General features: G+C 38.2%; 16 protein-coding genes. 6 read left to right on the forward strand and 10 right to left on the reverse strand.

What is annotated here, in order from left to right:
• Positions 1-458: 458 nt before the first annotated feature.
• Together ACE01R_RS09255 and ACE01R_RS09260 are read left to right on the forward strand one after the other, a co-directional pair.
• Entirely contained in the window at positions 459-728 is a 270-nt protein-coding gene (locus tag ACE01R_RS09255) for a hypothetical protein (protein ID WP_395550630.1), read from the forward strand.
• Between the two features lie 268 nt (positions 729-996).
• Positions 997-1263, forward strand: a complete 267-nt coding sequence (locus ACE01R_RS09260; RefSeq protein WP_395550631.1) for a hypothetical protein — start codon at positions 997-999, stop codon at positions 1261-1263.
• Between the two features lie 300 nt (positions 1264-1563).
• Here ACE01R_RS09260 and ACE01R_RS09265 read toward each other — a convergent pair whose 3' ends face one another.
• From ACE01R_RS09265 to ACE01R_RS09290, 6 genes are all read right to left on the reverse strand, one after another.
• Positions 1564-2985, reverse strand: coding sequence for a cryptochrome/photolyase family protein (locus tag ACE01R_RS09265; RefSeq protein WP_395550632.1), 1422 nt, complete (start codon positions 2983-2985; stop codon positions 1564-1566).
• A gap of 91 nt (positions 2986-3076) precedes the next feature.
• The gene (locus ACE01R_RS09270) at positions 3077-4333 is read right to left on the reverse strand and encodes a mechanosensitive ion channel family protein (RefSeq protein WP_395550633.1); all 1257 of its coding nucleotides are present in this window, start codon (positions 4331-4333) and stop codon (positions 3077-3079) included.
• A 214-nt stretch (positions 4334-4547) separates the two neighbouring features.
• Positions 4548-5084: a DUF2058 domain-containing protein gene (locus ACE01R_RS09275; RefSeq protein WP_395550634.1), complete on the reverse strand. Its 537-nt coding sequence runs from the start codon at positions 5082-5084 to the stop codon at positions 4548-4550.
• Between the two features lie 14 nt (positions 5085-5098).
• Positions 5099-5773 carry a YoaK family protein gene (locus ACE01R_RS09280; RefSeq protein WP_395550635.1) on the reverse strand — a complete coding sequence of 225 codons (675 nt, stop codon included), beginning with the start codon at positions 5771-5773 and terminating at the stop codon, positions 5099-5101.
• Positions 5774-5806: 33 nt separating this feature from the next.
• Positions 5807-7000, reverse strand: coding sequence for a serine/threonine transporter SstT (sstT, locus tag ACE01R_RS09285; protein ID WP_395550638.1), 1194 nt, complete (start codon positions 6998-7000; stop codon positions 5807-5809).
• A gap of 319 nt (positions 7001-7319) precedes the next feature.
• Complete coding sequence (locus tag ACE01R_RS09290; RefSeq protein ID WP_395550642.1) at positions 7320-9044, reverse strand: SulP family inorganic anion transporter; 1725 nt, start codon at positions 9042-9044, stop codon at positions 7320-7322.
• Positions 9045-9430: 386 nt separating this feature from the next.
• On the opposite strand from ACE01R_RS09290, the gene ACE01R_RS09295 reads away from it, so the two are divergent.
• Positions 9431-10996, forward strand: a complete 1566-nt coding sequence (locus tag ACE01R_RS09295; protein WP_395550656.1) for a diguanylate cyclase — start codon at positions 9431-9433, stop codon at positions 10994-10996.
• Between the two features lie 25 nt (positions 10997-11021).
• On the opposite strand, the gene ACE01R_RS09300 is transcribed toward ACE01R_RS09295, so the two are convergent.
• The 3 genes from ACE01R_RS09300 to plsB all read right to left on the reverse strand — a co-directional run bounded on the left by ACE01R_RS09300 (position 11022) and on the right by plsB (position 17249).
• A complete protein-coding gene (locus ACE01R_RS09300; protein ID WP_395550673.1) occupies positions 11022-13589 on the reverse strand; it encodes an EAL domain-containing protein in 2568 nt (855 codons plus the stop codon).
• 654 nt (positions 13590-14243) lie between these two features.
• Positions 14244-14561 carry a metalloregulator ArsR/SmtB family transcription factor gene (locus tag ACE01R_RS09305; RefSeq protein ID WP_395550675.1) on the reverse strand — a complete coding sequence of 106 codons (318 nt, stop codon included), beginning with the start codon at positions 14559-14561 and terminating at the stop codon, positions 14244-14246.
• Between the two features lie 183 nt (positions 14562-14744).
• Positions 14745-17249: a glycerol-3-phosphate 1-O-acyltransferase PlsB gene (plsB, locus tag ACE01R_RS09310; RefSeq protein WP_395550682.1), complete on the reverse strand. Its 2505-nt coding sequence runs from the start codon at positions 17247-17249 to the stop codon at positions 14745-14747.
• A gap of 266 nt (positions 17250-17515) precedes the next feature.
• Between plsB and cysK the strand changes: the two genes are divergently transcribed.
• Together cysK and ACE01R_RS09320 are read left to right on the forward strand one after the other, a co-directional pair.
• Positions 17516-18514: a cysteine synthase A gene (gene cysK / locus ACE01R_RS09315; protein WP_395550697.1), complete on the forward strand. Its 999-nt coding sequence runs from the start codon at positions 17516-17518 to the stop codon at positions 18512-18514.
• Between the two features lie 341 nt (positions 18515-18855).
• Positions 18856-19791: a LysR substrate-binding domain-containing protein gene (locus ACE01R_RS09320; protein WP_395550708.1), complete on the forward strand. Its 936-nt coding sequence runs from the start codon at positions 18856-18858 to the stop codon at positions 19789-19791.
• Positions 19792-19813: 22 nt separating this feature from the next.
• Here the strand turns inward: ACE01R_RS09320 and ACE01R_RS09325 are convergent, their stop codons facing one another.
• Positions 19814-20413: a TetR/AcrR family transcriptional regulator gene (locus tag ACE01R_RS09325; RefSeq protein ID WP_086196960.1), complete on the reverse strand. Its 600-nt coding sequence runs from the start codon at positions 20411-20413 to the stop codon at positions 19814-19816.
• Positions 20414-21064: 651 nt separating this feature from the next.
• On the opposite strand from ACE01R_RS09325, the gene ACE01R_RS09330 reads away from it, so the two are divergent.
• The gene (locus tag ACE01R_RS09330) at positions 21065-22846 is read left to right on the forward strand and encodes an acyl-CoA dehydrogenase C-terminal domain-containing protein (protein WP_395550734.1); all 1782 of its coding nucleotides are present in this window, start codon (positions 21065-21067) and stop codon (positions 22844-22846) included.
• Positions 22847-22914: the final 68 nt, after the last annotated feature.

Genomic DNA, 22914 nt, shown 5'->3' on the forward strand with positions numbered 1-22914 from the left:
ACTGTAAAGCTGGTGAGTTCAGCAAGCAAAAAACAAGTACAGATCCTCTATACGCTGTATGCCTAACAATAGAAGGCTTTGTAAAATATCAGGAAGTATATTTATTTCCTATAGGCGGAAAAGTAAAAAAATCTTTATTTTTCTGTTTGTTTATCAATTTTTTAAAACAAATCAATTTCTAAGAAAGTTGTGATCTATTTTTTTCATACTCTAAAGTTTTTTTATTATCTTGAGAGAACTTTTTCTTATTAAATGAGGCATACAATTGACATTAAAAATGTACAGTAACTATTTATAGATGGTTCAAAGGTATGAATTTACACAATATGTTTTTATAATATAAATAACGAATTTCTTATAAGTAATAATTAACAATTGGATAACAAACAATCTAATTAATTGACTCATTATTTCAAGTTATATTTTAAATTAATTAAATACTGTCTGGAATATTGAAAATGAAAAATACTGCTAATTTTCACATGTTACAGCAAGTGTATAATTTTATCGCTGAGCGACCAGAATTTAAAACCAAAGGAGAACTGGATCTCATGTTAGATTTTTTCTCGGTTATTCATGAAGATGACCAAAAAGGGATAAGACTGGACTCGCCTTCTAAAATTATTGGTAAATTTGGCAGTCGCCATATCGTGAATATTCAACTGGCACCGTCACCGAGAAATAAAAATGAATTTCTTACTTGGGTATATAAGCAGCTACATCGCTAGTCAGAAGAGATATGCTGTTATTTAAAATATTTAAAATATTTAAAAATCTTAAATATGATGATTGGTTCAGATTAAATTAATTGTGGCATTGATTTTTATTTTAAATATTAAATCTAAGTTTTATATAGATAAAAAATGTTTTTGTGGTTTCTTTAAAATTATTTAACCTTAAATATATATTTAAATACATATATGTATATAAATTTAACATTTTTTTAAAAGTGTTTTCCTATAATTTATTAGGCTTGATCACAATAAGAGCGAAAAAATGCCTAGAATACTGATTTTAAAAGAAGTGACTGCAAAAAGCACATGTGGCACCAAAATAATTGTTGAGCAGGTTTTCGAAAAGATTTTAAATCATGAAGGTTTAAGCTGGTTACCATTGCCCAAAATCGTTATAATTAAAAAGGTTATTGATTTAAATGAAGATAATGCTTTTACTCATCCTGGAACCGGGAAAATTTTTGAGGTGATGAAAGAAAAAGAACTATTCAAGTTTAAAAAAATGACTCAATCCTTGTATCAGGCTTAATTTATTTTCAAAATATTAAAGAAGATGAGCTTTTGACAATCCGAAATTATCATTTTAATAGCATTTTATTTTGTTTATAGATAACAACTATTGTCCTTTGTTTATCTAAAAAATAATCTAAAATTGCTGAATTATTTGACCAAGTAAACTTTATTTCAATTAAAAGGATAACAGCTTGAACACTGACTTTGGCTTCTCCTCGGCACTTTAGAACAGCATTCAGCAGAAATGAGTGGTAGATTGCAGTGATTTTGGGTTTAGCCCTGATTGAGCAGGGCAATTCTTTAAGTCTTTCTCAAATCAGATCGCCTTAAAAACCTCTATGGCACGTTTGCGCGATAAATTTAAATCCACGATTGCTCGTGGGTAATGTAATTCTTCCTCATGTTCATATGCATAAGGCTCATGTATTTTTTTTGCGTCCAGATGCGCCAGTTCTGGCACCCATGACCGGATGTAATCACCATTTTTATCAAACTTTTGCGATTGAGTGACTGGATTAAAAACCCGGAAATAGGGCACAGCATCTGTTCCAGTGGAAGCACACCACTGCCAGCCACCATTATTTGCTGCCAAATTGCCATCAATTAAATGCTGCATGAACCATTTTTCACCCAGATGCCAATCAATAAGCAGATTCTTGGTCAAAAACATGGCAGTAATCATACGGACGCGATTATGCATCCAGCCGGTTTGCAGCAACTGACGCATACCTGCATCTACAATCGGGATTCCGGTTTGACCTTGTTGCCAGGCATGCAGATCTTGTTCAGCATTACGCCACTGAATCTTTTGAGTATTGCTTTTCAGGGGTTGATGTTTGGAAACGGCAGGAAACTGATAAAGAATGTGTTGATAAAACTCGCGCCATAACAATTCATCTAGCCAGGTTTGTTGTCCCACATTGTCTATATGGAAATAGCCGTTTTGCTTTCTAAACGCGGCTTGTAGGCACTGCCTGATTGAAACTGCGCCGATATTTAAATACGGAGACAGTTGACTGGTTGAATTGAGATGAGGGAAATCACGCTCTTGTTGATAGTGTTCCAGTTTAGAGTTAATAAAATTGTCCAAAATATCCAGTGCATAATCTTCAGTCACCGGCCAAAGTTGCTGTAGTTGATCTGATACAGGACTTTGCAGATAAGTTGATGCACTGATGTTTGTATTTTCTAGCGCAAAGTCTAGATCTATTTTTTCCTGCTTTGCCACTGCAGGATAACATTGCGGCAGGCTGATACTGAGAAGTTCATAGCAGCGCTTTTTAAAAGCACTAAACACTTGATAAGGCTGATTAGATTTATTTGTGATTGAACCGACAGGAAAAATCGTCTGGTCATGATAAAGCTCAAACGGGATCTGATGCTTTTCCAGTTTTTTTTGCGTCTGAGCATCTCGTTTTAATTCATTCACTCCAACTTCAATATTGGCATGTACAGCGTCAATACCAAGTCGCAGACAAAGCTGTAGCATCTCATTGGGGACATCTTTCCATAAAGGAATATGTTTAATCAGCAATGGGACGTTCAGTCGATTAAGCTGTGCTTCGAGCGTTTCCAGTTGGCGTAAATAAAATATTTGTTTGGCAGGGCTGTCATCATGTCGTTGCCATTGCTCAGGTGAGAGAATCACCAAGGCAACACAGTTGCCAGATTGAGCCGCATGCCAAAGTGCAGCATGGTCTTGTATACGCAAGTCCTGTCGAAACCATATTAATTGCATGAACGGGGGATGCCTTATTTTCAGTTAAATCATTCAAGTACAAATAAGAATAATAGCAATACGTTTTAACTATTGCATCAGCCCGTTTGTTTTAAAGTTCGGCTTGATCTGCCGAACGTGCAGTGAATTGCCTGAAATCCGCACCGGATGGTGCCTGATAAACTCTTAAACCAAATTCTGGGACAATTGCAATCAAATGATCAAAGATATCAGACTGTATTGCTTCATAATCCTTCCATACCGTTGTATTTGCAAAAGCATAAATTTCCAGTGGTAAACCTTCGCTGGTCGGTTGTAATTGTCGAATAATCAGCGATTGATTTTGTGCGATGCCGGAATGCTGTTTTAAGTAAAACTCAACATAGGCGCGGAAGGTACCTAAATTGGTTAAACGGCGCTGATTGTATAAAGATTGGTTCGAGAGTTGCTGGTTAAAGCTTTCCAGCTCGTCATGTTTGCTATTTAAATATTGATCTAGTAATAAAAATTCTTTCAGCTTTTGCTGTTCAGACGGAGTCATAAAATGCACGCTGCTTTGATCAATAAAGATTGATCTTTTAATCCGCCGAGCTCCCGCATAAGCCATACCGCGCCAGTTTTTAAAAGTATCTGTCACCAGTTTATTGGTTGGAATAGTGGTTAAGGTTTTGTCAAAATTTTGCACGGTAATGGTATGTAATGACATATCAATGACATCGCCGTCAGCATTCAGTGAAGGCATCTCTATCCAGTCACCAATTCGCACCATGTCATAAGATGAAATTTGTACTGACGCTACCAAAGAGAGAATGGTATTTTGAAATACCAACATCAGTACTGCTGCCATGGCACCAAAACCTGCCAGCAGGGTAAAGACATCTTTTTTAAGGAAAGTACCTAAAATCATCAAGCCACAGACAATAAAGATAATCAGCTTAACCAGCTGTAAATAACCTTTAATCGGCTTATTTTTTGATTTGGGATTACGTTGATAAACCAGATTGAAAATACTTAAAAATTCACTGATGGCCAAAGCAAGGGTGAGAAAAATAAACGCCTGTGCCGCCATCTGAACAAAAACAATGACTTTTTCTGAAAGATGCGGAACAGTGACAATACCGTTCATAATCACAATAGCTGGCACAATGTTGGAAACCCGGCGGATAACACTATGCTGGGCAAAAATGTCCTGATTGACAAATTTCATCCTGGAAATCAGTTGGCGAATACCGCGGACCACTACTTGCTTGGCAATAAAATTTGCCAGGAGTGCCAGTAAAATTAAAATACTGAGAGAGGTGAGCATTTCTAGCCATGGATATTGATCTGACCAGTCCCGAATATTTTGTATAAATGCCAATTGTTCCAAAAACTTACCCTGAATTTTTTAAATTAAAGAATAGTGTATAGCGTTATTTTTTTATTCTTATAAAGATAACGTTTTATATACATGAACTAAAACAAAATTCACCAGCTAGGCTGATGCTGGAATTGCTTAATTTTTTATTATTATTCTGTTCTTGTAGTCTATGCCAATAAGAATACTGGCATAGTGAAGTACTTCAACTGTTGATGAACTGGACTTACCACATTAAATCATCAGGAATGACGTAAGCTGCATATGGATCGTCTTCATCAGTGGTCTGTTCATTCTTTTCAGAATTATTGACAATAATGAAGCCTTCCATCTTGTCGTTAATGCGCTCTGCCAAGGCTTTAGGCAAAACAGCATAACTATCTGCTTCTTTGGCAATGATTAATGAACCTGCAACCAAAGCATTGTAAATCTGCTGATTGAGATAAATCTTTTTGACTTTACTCTCATCAATAAATTGGTAAGCAACCTCGCCATCGGTATCTTTAATTTTGTGCTGATTGATCATTTGAACAATGGCAGCTTTTAATTCTTTACCTTGTAACAGGCGTTTTTTCTCTAAATCCAGTGCCTGATCGCGAGCCAGTTTTTCTTGCTGGTCTTGAGCAATTTTGGCCTTTAATTCAGCTTCGTTGCTTTGTCCGGTACGTTGCTCATGTACGGCCTGTTTTGACAGTTTTTTAGCCTTTTTATTATCGACTAAACCCGCTTTTAGCAATTGAGCCTGTAATGCATTTTTGACCATAATAAATTCCGATATTACTCTTGAGTCTGCCGATAACGATAATAAATAACCCAATAAATCGAGCTAAGTGTCCAGCTTAACATCACTGGAACAAGGTAGGCATGCAATTTTAAATAAGGATAAATCACGCTGGCAAGTAGACCGCCAATGAAAAATCCAAATAAAATGAGCAAGTGCAGAATAATGCGTCTACGTTCTACCTTTAGTCCCCGTAACCTGTAGCCTAAAGCCAAGCCCAAATCGGTCAAAACACCCGATAAGTGGGTTGTTCGAATAATCGTACCTTTATAATGACTGACCATAGCATTCTGGATACCCATGGCACCACATGCCCAAAGTAAGGCATAACGCGGGAAATAGGGAAGCAAAAGCCAACACAACAGGATAAAAAAAGCCACCAGGCTTAAAGGCAAACCGTAGCGGCTTCCTAACTTAAACTGACTATTTCCCAGTATAAATCCACTATAAAATGAACCAATGACATAGCATAGAATAACCAGAATTAAGTAAAGGATGGTTTCAGGTTGCCACTTGAGTAAGGCCATGGCCAACATGCTGACATTTCCGGTCATATGGGAAACGGACTGATGCAATACGGTCACCAGTCCGAGAACGTTAATCATTCCTGCATTGACTGCAAGAAAAAAAGCCCCTAATTGAACCCAGAGCGGTAAAGTTTGAAAAGGCATAACGTCACAAGAAAATACTTAATAATGACTATCTTAATCCAAACTGCGGTCAACGGCAGCAGTAAATAGCACATCTGTTGAAGAATTTAATGCAGTTTCTGTTGAATCCTGCAATACGCTAATCACCATACCAATGGCTACCACTTGCATGGCGATATCCGAACTGATCCCAAACAGGCCACACGCAACAGGAATCAGCAACAAAGATCCACCGGCAACACCAGATGCACCACAGGCTGAAACGGTTGCAAGCACAGATAAAACCAGCATGGTGGTGAAATCAACCGAAATACCCAAAGTATTGACTGTCGCCAATGTTAAGATGGTAATGGTGACTGCAGCACCCGCCATGTTAATCGTTGCACCGAGTGGAATAGCGACACTCGCTGTAGATTCATTCACGCCTAAACGCTTGGCCAGATCCAGATTCACAGGAATATTGGCCGCCGAGCTTCGTGTGAAGAATGCAGTGATACCACTTTCACGTAGACATTGAAAAACCAGCGGATAAGGGTTAGAGCGAGTAACAAAGGCCACCATAATTGGATTAATGACCAATGCCACAAAAAACATGGTCCCAATCAAGACTGCTAACAATTGTGCATAGCTTTCAAAGGTGCTTAATCCGGCTTCCGCAACTGTAACAGTGACCAGACCAAAAATACCGACCGGGGCAAAATTAATCACCAGTCGAATCACGCTATTGACTGCATTTGCAGCATCGGTGAGCAACACTTTTGTGGTGTCACTGGCATGACGGAATGCAGCACCCAAAGCAACAGCCCAAGCCAAAATACCAATAAAGTTCGCTTCACTAATTGCTACCACAGGATTTGCCACAAAACTTAAAAGAAGGTTTTTTAAGATTTCAATCAGGCTGCCCGGTGGTTGAAGGTCCGCATTTGCGGGGATATCCAGAAATAATGTACTTGGAAAAAAGATACTGGCAATCACTGCACTTAATGCAGCCAAGAACATCCCAATACTATACATCACAATAATCGGTTTAATGTTGGCGCTATGGCCGACTTTAAAATTGGCAATAGACGATAAAACCAGAATAAAAACCAATATAGGTGCAACAGATTTAAGAGCTTTAATAAACAAGTCACCCAATAGGCTTAAATAGGGAGCCACATTAGGGAACAAAACAGCAACACCAATACCTAAAATAATGGCGATAATAATTCGGGAGACTAAACTCAAACGCATTAAAGCAGAAAACATAAAGGTGCCTTGTCACACATACGAGGACTAAAAAAATCACAAAGATATGCGGCATTTTATACCTAAAAGTGATATTGCTAAAAAATAATTTCCATATAAAAACTAACTGTCTATTTTTAAAGTCGATATTTTTAGTTTTTAATCAAAATTTGGCCATTTTTTTAAATATTCAAATAATACAAATGCTTCTGATCATTCTGCTGTGTTGTATTCTGTTAAGCCATTCTATTTTATTTATTTTAATCTTTCATTAAAGCGTAAAAGCTATTTTTGAGAGCAACACCAGAAATGCAGTGTTGCTAACTTTATTTCATTCATCTTAAAAAACCTCTGGTGAAAGTTCTTGCATGGCTTGAAAATGAGACAGATAAATCTGCCCACTTAAGTGCTTCAGCAGTTTTGAATGTTGGAGTTTATCCATCACTGGACCCTTAATTTCGGAAAAATTCAGTTTAATGTTCAGTTTATTTAACTCGGCATTGAGGTCTTCCAGCATTTCCAGCGCGCTCAGATCAATTGCACTAATACTGGAGCAGTTAATGACGACATGCTCTAAATCAGCATACTGACTCACAGCATTAATCAGAAAACCTTTAAATGTATTGGCATTTAAAAAGGTCAGGTTTTCATCTATACGCATGGACAGAACTTTGTTTGAGGTTAGTACCTGATGACGCTGGATATTTCTAAAATGCTGGGTTCCTTCCACCAGACCAATGACAGCAATATGCGGGCGGCTGATACGCCACAGCAGCAGAATAAAGGTAGAAACAATCCCCAGCAGCAAACCGGTCGAAATATCGATGCAGAGCACGCCAAAGAAGGTAATCCACATGGCAATACCATCTGCTTTGGAATAACGCCAGGTTTCTATAAAAGGCTTGAAATCAACCAGTTTCCAGATCGAGACGATGATGGTTGCAGCCAAAATAGCCAAAGGAAGGTCACGGAAAAAGCCGGTAAAATAGAGGCTGACTACCACAATCAGTAGGGATGAAATCACACCTGCCAGCGGGGTTTTTGCACCGGCATCTGCATTGACCACAGTACGCGATAAGCTTCCGGTAACCGGAAATGCTGAACTAAGCCCGGCACTTAAATTGGATAAACCCAACGCGATCAGTTCCTGGTTACTATTTAAATGACTACGTTGTTGTAAGGCAGTCGCTTGTGCAATAGATAAAGACTCGACAAAACTGATCATGGCGATCATGGCTGCACCGGGCAACAAGGTGATGACCAGATCCATATTCCAGTGTGGCATACTCAGCGGGGGAAAACCTGAAGGGATTTCTCCTACCGTTTTAATGCCCACGGCTTTTAAATCTAGAAAATAGACCGCAGCAATTGAAATCACCACCAGACTTAAAGGCAAGGCTTTCGTAATAAAAGCAGTCGAACCTATTCGACTCTGCACAGCATTGGAATGTAAAACTTTAGGAAGATAAATCAGAAAAATGAGCGCAAGCATGCCAAACATCAAAGAGGCGAAATTGCTGTAACTCATATATTGCCAAACGCTGAGTACAAACTCAGGAATATTATTGGCCTTTAAAGGTACATCGACAAGAAATTTAAACTGGCCCAATGCAATCAGCAAGGCAGAGGCAATAATGAAACTCTTGATCACCGGATGACTAATCAGCTGAATCAGAAAGCCAAATCTAAAAATTCCAAGCAGTAGTGAAATGATCCCTACCATCACGGCCAGTAAGCAGGCAGCCTGTATATACACGGGCGAGCCAACCTCAAACAGGGGATTGAGGGTCGCGAAAGTCATCATGGAAATAATCGCGACTGGGCCAATAGAAAGCGTGGGACTACTTCCAACCATGGCATAAATGATCATGGGTAGAATACTGGCATACAGCCCCATAATTGGTGGTAGTCCAGCCAGCATGGCATAGGCCATACCTTGCGGAACCAGCATTGCGATAACAATCAGTGCAGAAAGAAGGTCAGATTTAAACTTGGCTGGATTGTAGGTGCGCAGCCATCGCCAAGCCGGTAATAGCGTTATTAAGCGAGAATTTAAATCTGACATATCTAAAACTAAATCACTATTTTAGATATATTATGCATAAAAAATGCTAAGAAGTCTTGTCAGAAAGAGAGAGCCTATTGACATTTGTTGTGCAAAAAATAGCGAGAACGTAAAATTAAATCGCTAAACCAAATTTAGCAGCAAGTGCAGTAATTTTAGCCCAGCTAGAAAGATGATCTTTTCAAATTCAGGAAGTAAGTGTATAGAAAATTCTTTGATTTTTGGGGGATATGGTGATTTTGTCATCCGTACATTCTTTTAAGAAAGCGGGGCTCCGAGAGTCTCGGTAGGGTTAAAATCGAAATTCATTATTAAATATTTGTTAATTTTATCAATGAATATGTTATAAAATGTAAATATAGTCACACTATTTTAGGATCAGGTTTTTGAAACAGATTCTTTTGGCACTTAAATTAAATCTTCGCAAACTGATCTTGATTTCGACTATCATCAGTGTTTCGTGCTTATTTACTGTTTCTGTATTTGTTCTCAATTATGTGATTAAAGAACAACTCATTGAGACTTCACTTTCAGTGAATGTCAAATATGCTTCAAAGGTTGCCAACAGTGCAGATCAGCATTTCGATGATATGCTCAAAGAGTTAAAGTATAGTGCTGACCTGTTAGGACAAGATTTTTCTAATCCTCAATTAATACAAGAAGAAACAAAACGTCTTAAAAATCAATCCAACAAATTTAATAGTTTATTAATTGTGGATCAGCAAAGAAGAGTCATCTCTTTTGCACCGCAAAGTTTAAATTTGAGTAGCCATATTTCATATAACTCAGTGGGGATTGTTGAATCCTTAAAGCATAAAACGACTTATATTTCTCCTCCTTATTGGTCAGTTAGACATAATCTGGTTGTGCTCCTGTCTCAACCGATTTATGACCAGAATAAAAATTATCAGGGCATGATTGGTGGCACGATTTATTTACAAAAAAATAATCTCATTCAGAAAATGCTTTCAACTGAGTATGATTTTAAGAAAAGTTATATGTATGTCATTGATCAGGATAATCGAATTATTTTTCATCCAGATCCGACAAGAATTGGTGAAAAAATTGTCAATAATACTGGCCTGGACTATATGGTACGTACACGGATGGGGAATGTCAGGTTAATCAATAGTCGGGGTGTCGAAAATTTGGCAGGTTTTGCCTACATTCCGAGTGTGAACTGGATTGTGGTTTCCCAACAACCGACCGAAGAGTTGTTAAAGCAGGCCAATGTGATTCTTTTAAAAGTTTCAGTCGGAATTTTATTTTTTTATATTTTTATATTTTTTATTGTCTGGAGAATGTCGCGCTTTATTTCTTCACCTTTAAATAGCTTGGCAAAAATGGCCAGCATGCTCAATCAGCCAGACATTCAAGATAAAATCAAACAAGTCGATCCTTGGTATTTTGAGGTTTTAAAGTTTAGAACTTCATTGCTGCTCAGTTCTCAAACGTTTAGTGAAAAGATTACTGAATTACGTCAACATGTAAATACGGATCCACTGACGGGTTTATATAATCGACGGGGGATGCAGATCTTCTTAAAAGAATTGGTGAGTTTAGGCAGAAGTTTTGCTGTTCTTGCGATTGATATCGATTTTTTTAAGCAGGTGAATGATAGCTATGGTCATGATCAAGGCGATGTCGTTTTAAAAACCCTAGCCAACGTTATGAAAAATAATTTCAGAGACGAAGATATTTGTTGTCGGATAGGAGGAGAGGAGTTTATTGTATTAATGACTACTTCTGATCCTAAGGTAGCTTACAATGCTGCGGAACGTTTAAGAAAAACAATAGAATCAAGTAACATCAATCCTATGGGACCAATTACGATATCTGTTGGAATTGCATTTTGGCCTAAAAACTCAGATGATGTGACCGAAGTTTTTAAAATGGCTGATAATAAACTTTATCAAGCTAAAAATAACGGACGTAACTGTATTCGTTATTAGAGAGCGAGCGGAACAGTCTTTATTTTCAGACTAATTCTACCAGCTTATAATTAAGCTTGAGCTCCGTAAGGGGAGCCGGTTTAGCAAAATAGTAGCCTTGAAAATAATCACATTCATATTTTCTTAGAAACTGGGCTTGAGCTTGGGTTTCAATACCTTCAGCAATCACTTGTAATCCTAGTTTATGAGCCATGACAATAATCGCTGCTACAATAGCGCCATCTTTCTCATTTTTAGGTAAATGTTCAATAAAACTGCGATCAAGTTTTATCTCATCAACAGGTAAAGTACGTAAATAACTCAGGCTGGAGTATCCTGTTCCAAAGTCATCGACAGAAACTTTGATGCCCAAATCACGAACTGCTTTTAAAATTTCTAAAGAACGGTCAGCACCCGCAATTAACATGGTCTCAGTGACTTCAATCTTTAATAACCCGGGCTGTAACTGTGTATCTGCCAGTGTTTCTTGCAAGTCATGTAAAAAGCCTGTGCGCTTAAATTGTAAGGGGGAAAGATTGACGGCTACACTCAGGTTAGCCCCATTTTTCTTATTCCACTCTACAATATCCTGACAGGCTTGCTGTAAAACCCATTGGCCAATAACGACAATTTGCCCAGTTTTTTCAGCAAATGGAATGAAGTCTGCTGGAGAGATAGAACCTCTTTGTGGATGCTGCCAACGGATTAAGGCTTCAACACTTTTTAACTGGCCTGAGTGAGCATCAATAACCGGTTGATAGACTAACCTAAACTGTTTTTCTTCCAGGGCAACCATTAATTCGTGGCGCATAAGCACGTAATCGATTTTCGGTGTTCGGCTAGAGTTAAAAGCATACCAATGCCAAGTATTTCCACCTTCTTTTTTGGCTTCATTCATGGCATGTATCGCATGATGAAGCAATTGGGTAGCTTTTTCTATCTGAGGGTCATCATCTGCAATGCCAATACTCGCACTCATATGGATTTTATGGCCATCGATATCAAATGGAACTGACAGGCTTTTTAATATTTGCTCTGCAATGACAGCGACCTGTTTTAAATCATGGCATTTATTCAGAAGTATGCCAAATTCATCTGCTGAAAAATGAGAAATGATATCCTCTTCCTGGATGATCTGACGCAGGCGATTTGCTACAGCAATCAGAAGTTGATCACCAATGATATGACCCAGACTTTGATTTAAAGGCTGGAAGCCATCTAAGTCAACATACATGACAATCAGCGATCGATGATTCTCATGTTGTATGCAGAATGCGACATCCAGTAGTTTTTCAAAGGTATGATGATTAATTAACCCGGTTAAACTATCGTGGGTTTGCTGACGGGCGATATACTCGCTATTTGCCCGCTGTTGAGTGATATCTTGCTGAATCCCAATAAAATGTGTGCAAGAATTTTTGTCATCAAAAACCGGTCCTAATATGAGTTGGTTCCAGAACCAGCTCCCATCTTTACGATAGTTTTTTAAGGTGAGCTGGATTTCTTGTTGTTCTTTAAGTGCATTATGTATTTTATTAACTGTTTCCGGATCTGTATCAGGACCTTGCAGAAAACGACAATTTTTACCAATGATTTCTTCTTTTTTATAACCGGTCAGGTATTCAAAAGCAGGGTTAACATATTCAATGGCTTGGTCTTTGGCTGCCTTAGTCAATACAATTCCATGAGGATTGGCATCGACACTTCGTTTAAGCAGACGTAACATTTCTTCGGTTTCATGTCGCTCGGTAATATCACGGGCGATACCAAATACACCAACCACGTGTTGAGCTTGTTTAATGGGTAAATAAGTCAAGTCTAACCAGTAACATTCACCTAAGGCATTCATTGCCTGGATTTCCAGGTGCTGACTATTTCCCTTTAGTGCCTGTTCGAATGCAGTTTGAGCTAGCGATTGAAATTCAGCACAAATAAATTTTGAGAAATGTAAGCCCCGAGCCTGTTCAAGACTAAATTTAGTAATAGTCTCAGAGGCAAGATTTACATCAATCACGATGCCTTCTAGATTATGTTCAAAAATGGCATCGGGATGGTAAGTGAAGAAAGAACGGTATTTATCATTCAGCGCTAGTCTCTGTTGCCGTTCCTCATGCAGATCCATACTTAGGGCAATTAACGATGCGGCATGACGAATTAATTTAATGTGCGTAGATGTTGGACATTTAGCAGAACGATAATAGGTTCCAAAGGTACCGTAGAGTTTTCCTTGTGCGTTAATAATAGGTGTAGACCAACACGCGTGTAAATTCTCTTCTTGAATCAGGGTGTTGAAAGCTTCCCAGTTCTGATCAGTGGCTAAATTTTCACAAATCACGAGTTTTCGGTGAAAAGCTGCCGCACCACACGCACCCACATCAGGTCCTATTTTTAGACCATTGATAGCTTCTTGATATGGGGTTGAAAAATGTTTGGTACCACTCATCAGGCTTAAAGTTTGTTCTGTCTCTGAGTACAACATAATGGATACCATTGAATCAGATATCCGGGCTTCTAACCATTCACTGACAGTCTGAAATATGATTGTTAAGTCGGCATGTTGCCCAATTAAATTAAAGATAGATTGAGTATCTAAATAACTCGCTGTTTGACTCATATAGCCGACCATCCTTGAGTTGTATTGCGCATTTTGGACAGATTCTCAACCGAAATTTTGTGTAAGTCAGATCTAAATATTAATTATTAACCTCACTTAAATACTATAACAAAAATGCGAAAATCTTCACATATAATTATCTGAAAGTCTTATAGATAGTGGGATTTAGCTCAAATAAATTGCAAAATGGTCATTCCCCTAAAAATAATAGCTATTCAAAGTAGAATGATTTCTTAAAAAGAGTAGGTTACGTATTCATGCGATTGCATTTCAATGGCATATTGTCCTGAAAATAGGGCCTGCTAATTGTTTCAAGATAAAGTCTATAATCGAGAGATTAATAAAAGAAGAAGATCAGTTGAGCATGTATTTGGCACTCTAAAAAATTTCAAGAGCCTTACAGAGTATGATTGAAACAGAGGAAAAGATTGTTGCTGAGATTCCGCTCAATTGCCGGGATTTATCATATGGATGGGTATTTATATAGAATCAAAATGCATTGGCAAGATTAAAGCCATTTGAGATATTGCAACTCGATATGACAAGCTAAAGCAAAACTACAAAAGTTGTTGCCCTAACTTGTATCTTTATCTGCTTACCATTATGAAATGTCAACGACTCTAATATCTTCTCAATTTTCTTTTATTTATATGATTAAATTAAATTTTTAGGGCAATACAGTTGATATAAGGTATTCAGCACCTGAACCAGTTTTTCATCTTTAATAGAATAAAAAATCTGTTTGCCATCACGGCGTGTGGTCACGACATCGCTTTTACGTAACATCATCAGTTGCTGTGATAATGTAGGTTGGTTAATTTGTGTCATTTGTTCGATTTGTGAGACATTTAATTCTTGTTTGGCAAGATGACATAAAATAAGTAAACGATCTGTATTGGCTAATGATTTTAATATTGTGACAACAACATCAATAGACTCATGCATAGAAGCAATTTCAAGATCGGTGTTCATACAGCATTTCCATACTACGCAACAGTAACCTAGGCAGTATACTGCCTGATTAATCTCATATAGGATGAAAATGTAACATTTTCAATGGTTTTTTATGAAAGTAATTATCAACTATTCTTATATCAATTAAAACAAGGCATTTAATCGAAATTAAATGCCTTGTTTTGGTGAAAATATAGCTTATCAATTTTTATGGGTTTGTTTAAATCCTTTTAATTCTTTTTCATTAAAATGAACGGCTTCAGTAATTGCCTGACGTGTTTCAGGATTATACCAGTTAAAAATTGCAGACATTTTTTCTTCAAAATCATCACTAATGACAAAATGATCCTCTTGAGTACTTATTAAACCATTCTGTTTAAGAATGGCAATAAAGCTTTTTAAGGTTGCACTGTCAAAATAATAACCACCCTGAATCTTTTTCGTTTGCGAAAGCTTGTTCAGTACAACTTTACCCATCCTCTCCAGTTCTTTCAGGCTAAGTGATTGCAGCGGAGCATACTGCTGAAGTAATGCAGCAATCATCGTCATGTTATTCAGGCTGGAAGCAGATAAATGAGCCAATGCCAAAAGCTGGTTTTGAGCCTGTTCATCAGACGAAAGAGCAATGGTCTGGTCCTGATGCTGGGTAATCCAGCCGAATTGCGCCAAACTTTCGATAATTAATGCAATTTCCTGATCTAATTCATCACTGTTCCATTTCAGGAAAAATTCTTCTTTAAAATATGGATAGATATTTTTAATGGTATCGATTAAATAATGAGTCGATATTTTTTTATAACTTTGAATCAGCATTGCAATTAATGCCGGTAGAATAAAACAGTGCAGAATATTATTACTAAAATAACTTAATAGAATCTTTTGACTTTCAGCGACGCGTACCCAATTTTGATTATTTTGGCTAAAGGTTTCAATTTGCTTTAATTTTTCTGCATACCGAATAATCTCTGTACTAGATAATTCTGTCATGATCATTTTGGAATCATATTGGGTCATTTTTAATAAATGACGATATTGATCTATTTTGGAGATTAAATCATTTTCAGTTAAAGCATGATAATCTGCATTCAATAAAATAAGTGAAATTAAAGCAATTGGATTAATTACCACTGCTTTATTAATATTTTCCAAAATAGAATTTGCAACTTGGTTCACAGTTTGAATAACAGGCTGGGGTAATTCATCGTTAATATTGAGTTTAATTTGCTTGGCCTGATGCTCAGATAAAACCTGATCCAGAAAAACCGGTTCACCAAAATTGACGTGCACCTGGCCAAAAACTTTTTCAATTTTACGGACTGAACTCAAAATGCCCCAGATCGATTCGGCTTCTTTGGGTTTACCATTCAGTTCATTTAAATAAGAGGTACCTTCAATCAGTTTTTCATAACCAAAATAGGTAGGAATAAAGGCAATTGGCTTGGTTGCACCACGTAAATGACTTTGTACCGTCATCGACAGCATGCCTTTTTTCGGTGGTAACAGCAGACCGGTACGTGAACGTCCACCCTCGATAAAATATTCCAAAGGGGTATTACGCGACAATAAACTATGCAAATATTCTTTAAATACAGAAGTATATAACTCATTTCCACTAAAAGTACGACGGATAAAATAAGCACCACCACCACGCATGATCTGACCGACCACAGGCAAGTTAAGGTTAATTCCTGCGGCAATATGCGGCACCATCAAGCCACGGTTAAAAATCACATAAGACAGCAATAAATAGTCGATATGACTGCGATGGCATGGGGTATAGACAATTTCGTAATCTTTGGCCAGCTCGCGCACGGTATCGAAATTATGCACTTCAATGCCGTCATAAAGTTGTGTCCAAAGTTTGGTCAGGGCCAGTTCCGCAAAACGCAGGGTAGAATAGGAGAAGTCCGAAACCACTTCGGTTAAATAACCTTTGGCACGATTCTCCGCTTCAAACATACTGATTTTATGATCAATGCTTTCTTTACGAATCGCATCCTGAACCGTTTCGGTTTTCATTAACTTATTAATGAGATTACGACGGTCGGATAAATCGGGACCTAAAATGGCTTCTTTGTATTTATTAAAATTCGAATTTAATTCTTTCACTACCGAATGTGCCGGAGAAAAGTTCGGATATTCCATCTTGGAATGTTCAATTGCTGATTTAAGAGAAATCGGTTTGTGAAATTCAATATAATTTTCACGGCTGTATAAAGAAATATTCAAGGCTTGTTTTAATTTGGAAGGTGTCGCCCATGCATCTGCAAATAAGGCTTTAAACCAGGAATTTTCATATTCGGGTGAGCGGCCCCATAAAACGGTTACCGGAACCAGTTCGATGTCGTATTCGGGATATTTTTCCAAAGCTTCAATCAGTCGAATAAGCTTTGCCGAATAATGATAGGCCTCATTTTTTGAGTTGGGTATATTCAAAGCCAGAATGGAATCATCTTCTTGAAATTCCTGAATGCTTAAAGGTGCAAAAACTGAAGGCAGTTTGCGTGCTTTGGCTTCGGTATCAATCAGGACTGTGTTGCTTAAGGATGCATCCTGTAATACATAACAAATAATTTTTTTATCTAACTGATTTTGTATATTTTTTTCTAATTCTTCAGTATTACCTAAGACTTGAGGAGTCACGATTTTATCGAGGATTTTCTGTGTAAATTGTCGATAGAACCGGCTATAACTCTTATGAGACATGTGATTCCCTAAATCAGTTTTCATTTGCTGGATATTGTGTGCAATTGCATGAATAAATACAAACTTTATTGATGACAATTACGTCATTTAAGTGGTAACTCTTTTGTCAATATTACAAGCTTATCGGTTTAAAAAGCATTGTTTTTTAGATTGAAATCACAACTTAAGTTGAATAAGCATAGCAATAGAAAAACTTATCTTGAAAGTCTAAATGGCTTATGATGAGCGCATGACTTTAAAATCAAAAGACAGCTCAAGGAGTTAAAATGAGTACTGATTCTGCTTTTCCAGCACCGAACAATTTAGCCATAGCGGTTTATAGTGATAATGCTGAAGCGATTGGCAATACACCTTTAATTCGTATTAATCGTGCCATTTCATCCAATGCAACCGTATTGGCAAAAGTTGAAAGCCGTAATCCGGCATTCTCGGTGAAATGCCGGGTAGGTGCCGCTTTAATTGCAGATGCTGAAGAAAAAGGTTTGCTTAAACCGGGCATGCATATTGTCGAGCCAACCAGTGGCAACACCGGTATTGCACTGGCATTTGTTGCAGCTGCCAAAGGTTATGACATTACCTTAACCATGCCGGCAAGCATGAGTGTTGAACGCCGTAAGGTATTGAAAGCTTTTGGTGCAAATCTGGTACTGACTGAACCGGCTAAAGGCATGAAAGGTGCGGTAGATGAAGCAGTACGTTTAGCGACTGAACAACCGGATGTGTATTTTTTACCGCAACAGTTTGAAAACCCGGCCAATCCTAAAATCCATGAACAAACTACAGGTCCTGAAATTTGGGAAGCCACAGGCGGTAAGGTCGATATTCTGGTGTCTGGCGTTGGTACGGGCGGTACCATTTCCGGTATTTCACGTTATTTTGAACAGGTAAAAAATCAGCCGCTTTATTCCGTTGCTGTTGAACCTGCGGAATCACCAATTATTGGTCAGGCGAAACGCGGTGAGCCTTTGACTCCAGGACCGCATAAAATTCAGGGTATTGGTGCAAATTTTATTCCGAAAAACCTGGATTTGGATTTGGTGGATGAAGTGATTGCCATTGAAAGTGCTACGGCTATTGAATGGGCACGCAAAACAGCCACCCATGACGGTATTCTAGTGGGTATTTCAAGTGGCGCAGCCATGGCAGCAGCCGCTCAATTGGCAGCACGTCCTGAAAATGCCGGTAAAAACATTGTGGTGATTTTACCTGATGCGGGTGAGCGTTATTTATCTTCTGTATTATTTGAAGATATTTCAGCAGAATAATTACTCACACGTTAAGGTTTTACTTAAATTTGAGAGGTTCAGGTTTAAGTCAAACCGTTTGAGTGATTTGTTTCTTTAGCGTTCTTTTATCATTCCTTTTATTTCTCTTGTGCAGACTGGAAATACATTTCAATACAGCTCAGGGAGAAAAATAAAGAAGATATCAACAATGATGAAAGAGATTTTTTTTGTGTGGTGATTTTTATTTATAGAATTTATTTTGTAAGATTAAGATTATTCGCACGACATGCTATTTTCGGTATAAATGGACATTGGAAATAGCACTCAAAAGGCAGATGATGTATTGCCTCTACAAATTAAAGATTTAGGGATTTGAATCGGTGTTTGAGCTCGACTGTAAATTACTCAGTGTTTTTCTTTATATTTATAAATATAAAAGTGTTTCTGTCGCGGCTGAATATCTGGCCATGAGCCAGCCCACAGTCAGTAATATCCTGAATAAAATCCGCCAGCATTATAATGACCCGCTTTTCTTAAGAATCGGCAATGAAATGGTGCCGACTGAACTGTCGAAACAGCTGTTCCCACTGGTCAGTGAAGCCTTAAGTAAAGTCGAAATCATCAATAATTTCACCGTTGATTTTGACCAGACTACCTCACAACAGAAATTTACCATTGCTATGACCGATGTGTCGCATTTGGTGTTATTACCTAAAATTTCCCAATATTTAAAACAGCATGCTTCAAATATCCGTTTAAATGTTCGCGCCATTACTTCTGAAACCAGTTATCAAATGGCCAATGGAGAAATTGATCTGGCGATTGGTTTTTTACCCCATCTGGAAAACGGTTTTTATCAGCAAAAACTGTTTGAGCAATATTATGTGGTGATTGCTTCGAAAAACCATCCACGACTCAGTGAAAATAGCTTAACGACCGAACAATATATCAGTGAACCCCATATCGATATTGATGCCGGAATGGGGCATTATCATATTGAAAATGAATTGTTAAATTTAGAACTGAAGCGCAATATCTTGATGCGCTTGCCCAGTTATCTGGGCGTTGGTCTGGTGGTACAGGAAACCGATGCAATTGCGACCGTACCTTATTATTTAAGTGAGGTGTTATTGTCGCGCGGCAATTTACAGATTTTTGATGCACCGATTACTTTTCCCACCTATGCAGTCAAGCAATATTGGCATATGTCCTGCCATCACAAGACCAGCCATCAATGGCTGAGACAGATGTGTTATGAATTATTCTCGAAAATGAATGACCTGGATGACCCTATGCATAAAATCATTCATCAATAATTGATTTATTGAAACCCGGACATCAAGAAATTTTATCAGGGGTCATTAAGGCCTGGTTAATATACAGTTTAATCAGGCGTTCACGTGAACCAATGGCTTTCTGGTAATGGGTTGAATTAAGCAACAAGGAAGCACCATAGGTGACCGTCCAGATATAAGACAAATAATCGCGAATCGACATGGCACTATTAAAGGATTTCAGATATTCGTCGGTCATGTCCTTAATTTCAATAATCCGCTCTTCACGTACCCGATAAAGCTGTTCAAATAATTCTTTCAGCTTGCGTTCATTATTGGTTAAGCGTTCTTCAATAACATGCAATAAAATGGTCCGGTTGGAATTTAACATGTTGTAGAGCATGTACTGTGAAACATAGGTTTTAATATTATTTTTATACTTTTTTGAAATTTCCAATAATCTTTTTTCATTCAAGATGATCAGTTCTAAATAGAGCTGATTCTTGCTCTTAAAATGTTTATAAATGGTCCCTTTGGCAATATCCAGCTCACACGCAAGTTCTGCAAGGGTAATGTCCTGATTATTATCCAGCAACAGTGTTTCTGCCATGGCTAAAATTTTCTCTTTGCGTAATTGAAAATTTTGTTGGCGTACCGTATTCATCGCAAGTCCCAGAAAGACATAAAAAAAGCCAATTTAAAATATACCGATATCAAGTCTATGACAACCCAACTAATGTCTGATATGAGCTAAAAACAAAGCACTGCTTTGTTTTTGACTCAAGAGAAAATAGAGCTCAATTATTCTCCGACTTGAATTAAATTCGGTTTAGATTTGCGATGGCATAGCCAAAATTAAAAGTCAATCAATGAGAACCTGAGAGGTCAATAATCATCAATAAAATTCCAATTGGACCATAATTATTTTATTGTCTTTTTGCGTTGAAAAAAGGGACTAACCCATAAAACGCAAAGAGCAGATATGCTGATTTAACCGTATATCATTCACGTATTTAAGCTTCAGTTTGATGGTGAATGGTTCAGTTTAAAGTGATTTACAGAAACCATGTTTTATTGGTTGCTCATACGAGTGATGATGAAATGATTCTTGACACTTGAGCTGATGAGTAAAGTGTTGAAACCCGGTTTTCGCTGCATTCATTTCTCCTCATGGATATTGAAAACCACGTGAATACCCAGATTTTACTTAGAGAGATGTACGTTGGAATAAATCCGTTATTTCAGTATAGGTTCTTACAACTTTAAAAAGCACTTCAATATTTTTAATGCGAAGTCTTCACATAAGGAAAGCAATATGCCTATTTATAACGCCCCCCTTAAAGACATGGAATTTATTTTAAATGATGTATTTAAGGCGGATGAATTCTGGCAGGGCAATGAAAACCTCGCTCATTTAGATATGGCAACGGCGAATGCGATTTTAGAGGAAATGGCGAAGTTTTCTAAAAATGTCATTCTGGATTTGAATCGCTCAAGTGATGAAGAAGGTGGTGCACAGTTCAATAATGGTGTGGTGACTACACCTAAAGGATTTAAAGAAGCATTTAAACAGTTTGCTGAGGGTGGCTGGGTAGGTTTGGGTGCATCTGAAGAATGGGGCGGTCAGGGCATGCCTAAAATGCTGACGGTACTGGCTGATGAAATGATCTGGAGTACTAACCCGTCATTCATGTTGTACCCATTACTCACTGTAGGTGCAGGTATGGCCATTAATGACCGTGCTTCTCAAGAACAAAAAGAAACCTATCTGCCAAAATTCTACACTGGTGAATGGTCAGGTACCATGTGCTTGACAGAGCCACATTCTGGTACTGATTTAGGCATTATTAAAACCAAGGCTGAACCGAATGAAGATGGTTCGTTCAATATTACCGGGACTAAAATCTTTATTACCAGTGGTGAACATGACCTGTGTGAAAACATCATCCACCTGGTACTGGCAAAAACACCAAATGCACCTGCAGGTTCACGCGGTATTTCCTTATTCATCGTGCCGAAATTCCATGTCAATGCAGATGGATCGGTCGGTGAGCGTAATGCCGTATCTGCCGGTTCCATCGAACACAAGATGGGGATCAAGGGTTCTGCGACATGTGTCATGAACTTTGATGGCGCTAAAGGCTATATCGTCGGTAAAGAAAACGAAGGTCTGGCAGCCATGTTCGTGATGATGAACTACGAACGTTTATCAATGGGTATTCAAGGCATTGGCGCGGCTGAATTTGCCTACCAGAATGCCGCGCAATATGCGACGGATCGTTTGCAAGGCCGTTCGGCTACTGGTGCAAAATCTCCAGAAAAACCGGCAGACTCAATTCTTGTACACGGTGATGTACGCCGTATGTTACTGAATGTCCGTGCCAATAATGAAGCTTCGCGTGCTTTTGCTGTGTATGTGGGTCAACAGCTCGACATCACCAAATACTCAACCGATGCTGAAGCAGTACGTAAAGCCAATGACCGTGTTGCACTTTTAACCCCAATTGCAAAAGCCTACTTAACCGACAAGGCACTTGATTCAAGCCTGGAAGCGCAAATGGTGTTTGGTGGTCATGGTTATATTCGTGAATGGGGCATGGAACAATGTATTCGTGACTTGCGTATCTCACAAATTTACGAAGGCACCAACGGTGTTCAGGCCATTGACCTGATTGGTCGTAAGACCATCAAATGTGGTGGTGCATACGTTGCTGAATACATTTCTGAAATTCGTGAATTTGTGCAAGGCCTGGATGATGCCTTGTCGATTAAAGCCGCTGTATTGGATGTGTGTACACAGGTTGAAGACATTACTACCTTCATTGTAAACCAGGCTAAAACTTCACCAGACTTCAGCAATGCAGTTGCTGTAGATTATTTACATGTGGTGGGATTACTCAGCTTTGTTTATATGTATGCCCGCATTAGCCAGGCCGCTCAACCTAAACCAGAAAGCTTCTTCCAGAACAAACTAGTCTTGGCAGACTACTATGTAGCCAAAGTCTTACCTGACCTGGCAGCACGTGTACAACGTATTCAAGCCGGTGCCGATGTGGTGATGCAGTTACCGGAAGAATATTTTACTGCTCAATCTTAAGATTGAGCACCTGAGTTTAACAAAGATGGAAATGACATGGGCTAAGTGTATAGCTCATGTCAAACAAC

It is taken from the genome of Acinetobacter sp. BSP-28, assembly GCF_044130285.1.
In the GTDB taxonomy this organism is placed as follows: domain Bacteria; phylum Pseudomonadota; class Gammaproteobacteria; order Pseudomonadales; family Moraxellaceae; genus Acinetobacter.

What these genes read in the sequence shown, in the direction of transcription:
- ACE01R_RS09255 (WP_395550630.1), top strand. Translation starts at nt 459, where the DNA reads ATGAAAAATACTGCTAATTTTCACATGTTACAGCAAGTGTATAATTTT.
- ACE01R_RS09260 (WP_395550631.1), top strand. Translation starts at nt 997, where the DNA reads ATGCCTAGAATACTGATTTTAAAAGAAGTGACTGCAAAAAGCACATGT.
- ACE01R_RS09265 (WP_395550632.1), bottom strand. Translation starts at nt 2,985, where the DNA reads ATGCAATTAATATGGTTTCGACAGGACTTGCGTATACAAGACCATGCT.
- ACE01R_RS09275 (WP_395550634.1), bottom strand. Translation starts at nt 5,084, where the DNA reads ATGGTCAAAAATGCATTACAGGCTCAATTGCTAAAAGCGGGTTTAGTC.
- ACE01R_RS09280 (WP_395550635.1), bottom strand. Translation starts at nt 5,773, where the DNA reads ATGCCTTTTCAAACTTTACCGCTCTGGGTTCAATTAGGGGCTTTTTTT.
- sstT (WP_395550638.1), bottom strand. Translation starts at nt 7,000, where the DNA reads ATGTTTTCTGCTTTAATGCGTTTGAGTTTAGTCTCCCGAATTATTATC.
- ACE01R_RS09290 (WP_395550642.1), bottom strand. Translation starts at nt 9,044, where the DNA reads ATGTCAGATTTAAATTCTCGCTTAATAACGCTATTACCGGCTTGGCGA.
- ACE01R_RS09300 (WP_395550673.1), bottom strand. Translation starts at nt 13,589, where the DNA reads ATGAGTCAAACAGCGAGTTATTTAGATACTCAATCTATCTTTAATTTA.
- ACE01R_RS09305 (WP_395550675.1), bottom strand. Translation starts at nt 14,561, where the DNA reads ATGAACACCGATCTTGAAATTGCTTCTATGCATGAGTCTATTGATGTT.
- plsB (WP_395550682.1), bottom strand. Translation starts at nt 17,249, where the DNA reads ATGTCTCATAAGAGTTATAGCCGGTTCTATCGACAATTTACACAGAAA.
- cysK (WP_395550697.1), top strand. Translation starts at nt 17,516, where the DNA reads ATGAGTACTGATTCTGCTTTTCCAGCACCGAACAATTTAGCCATAGCG.
- ACE01R_RS09325 (WP_086196960.1), bottom strand. Translation starts at nt 20,413, where the DNA reads ATGAATACGGTACGCCAACAAAATTTTCAATTACGCAAAGAGAAAATT.
- ACE01R_RS09330 (WP_395550734.1), top strand. Translation starts at nt 21,065, where the DNA reads ATGCCTATTTATAACGCCCCCCTTAAAGACATGGAATTTATTTTAAAT.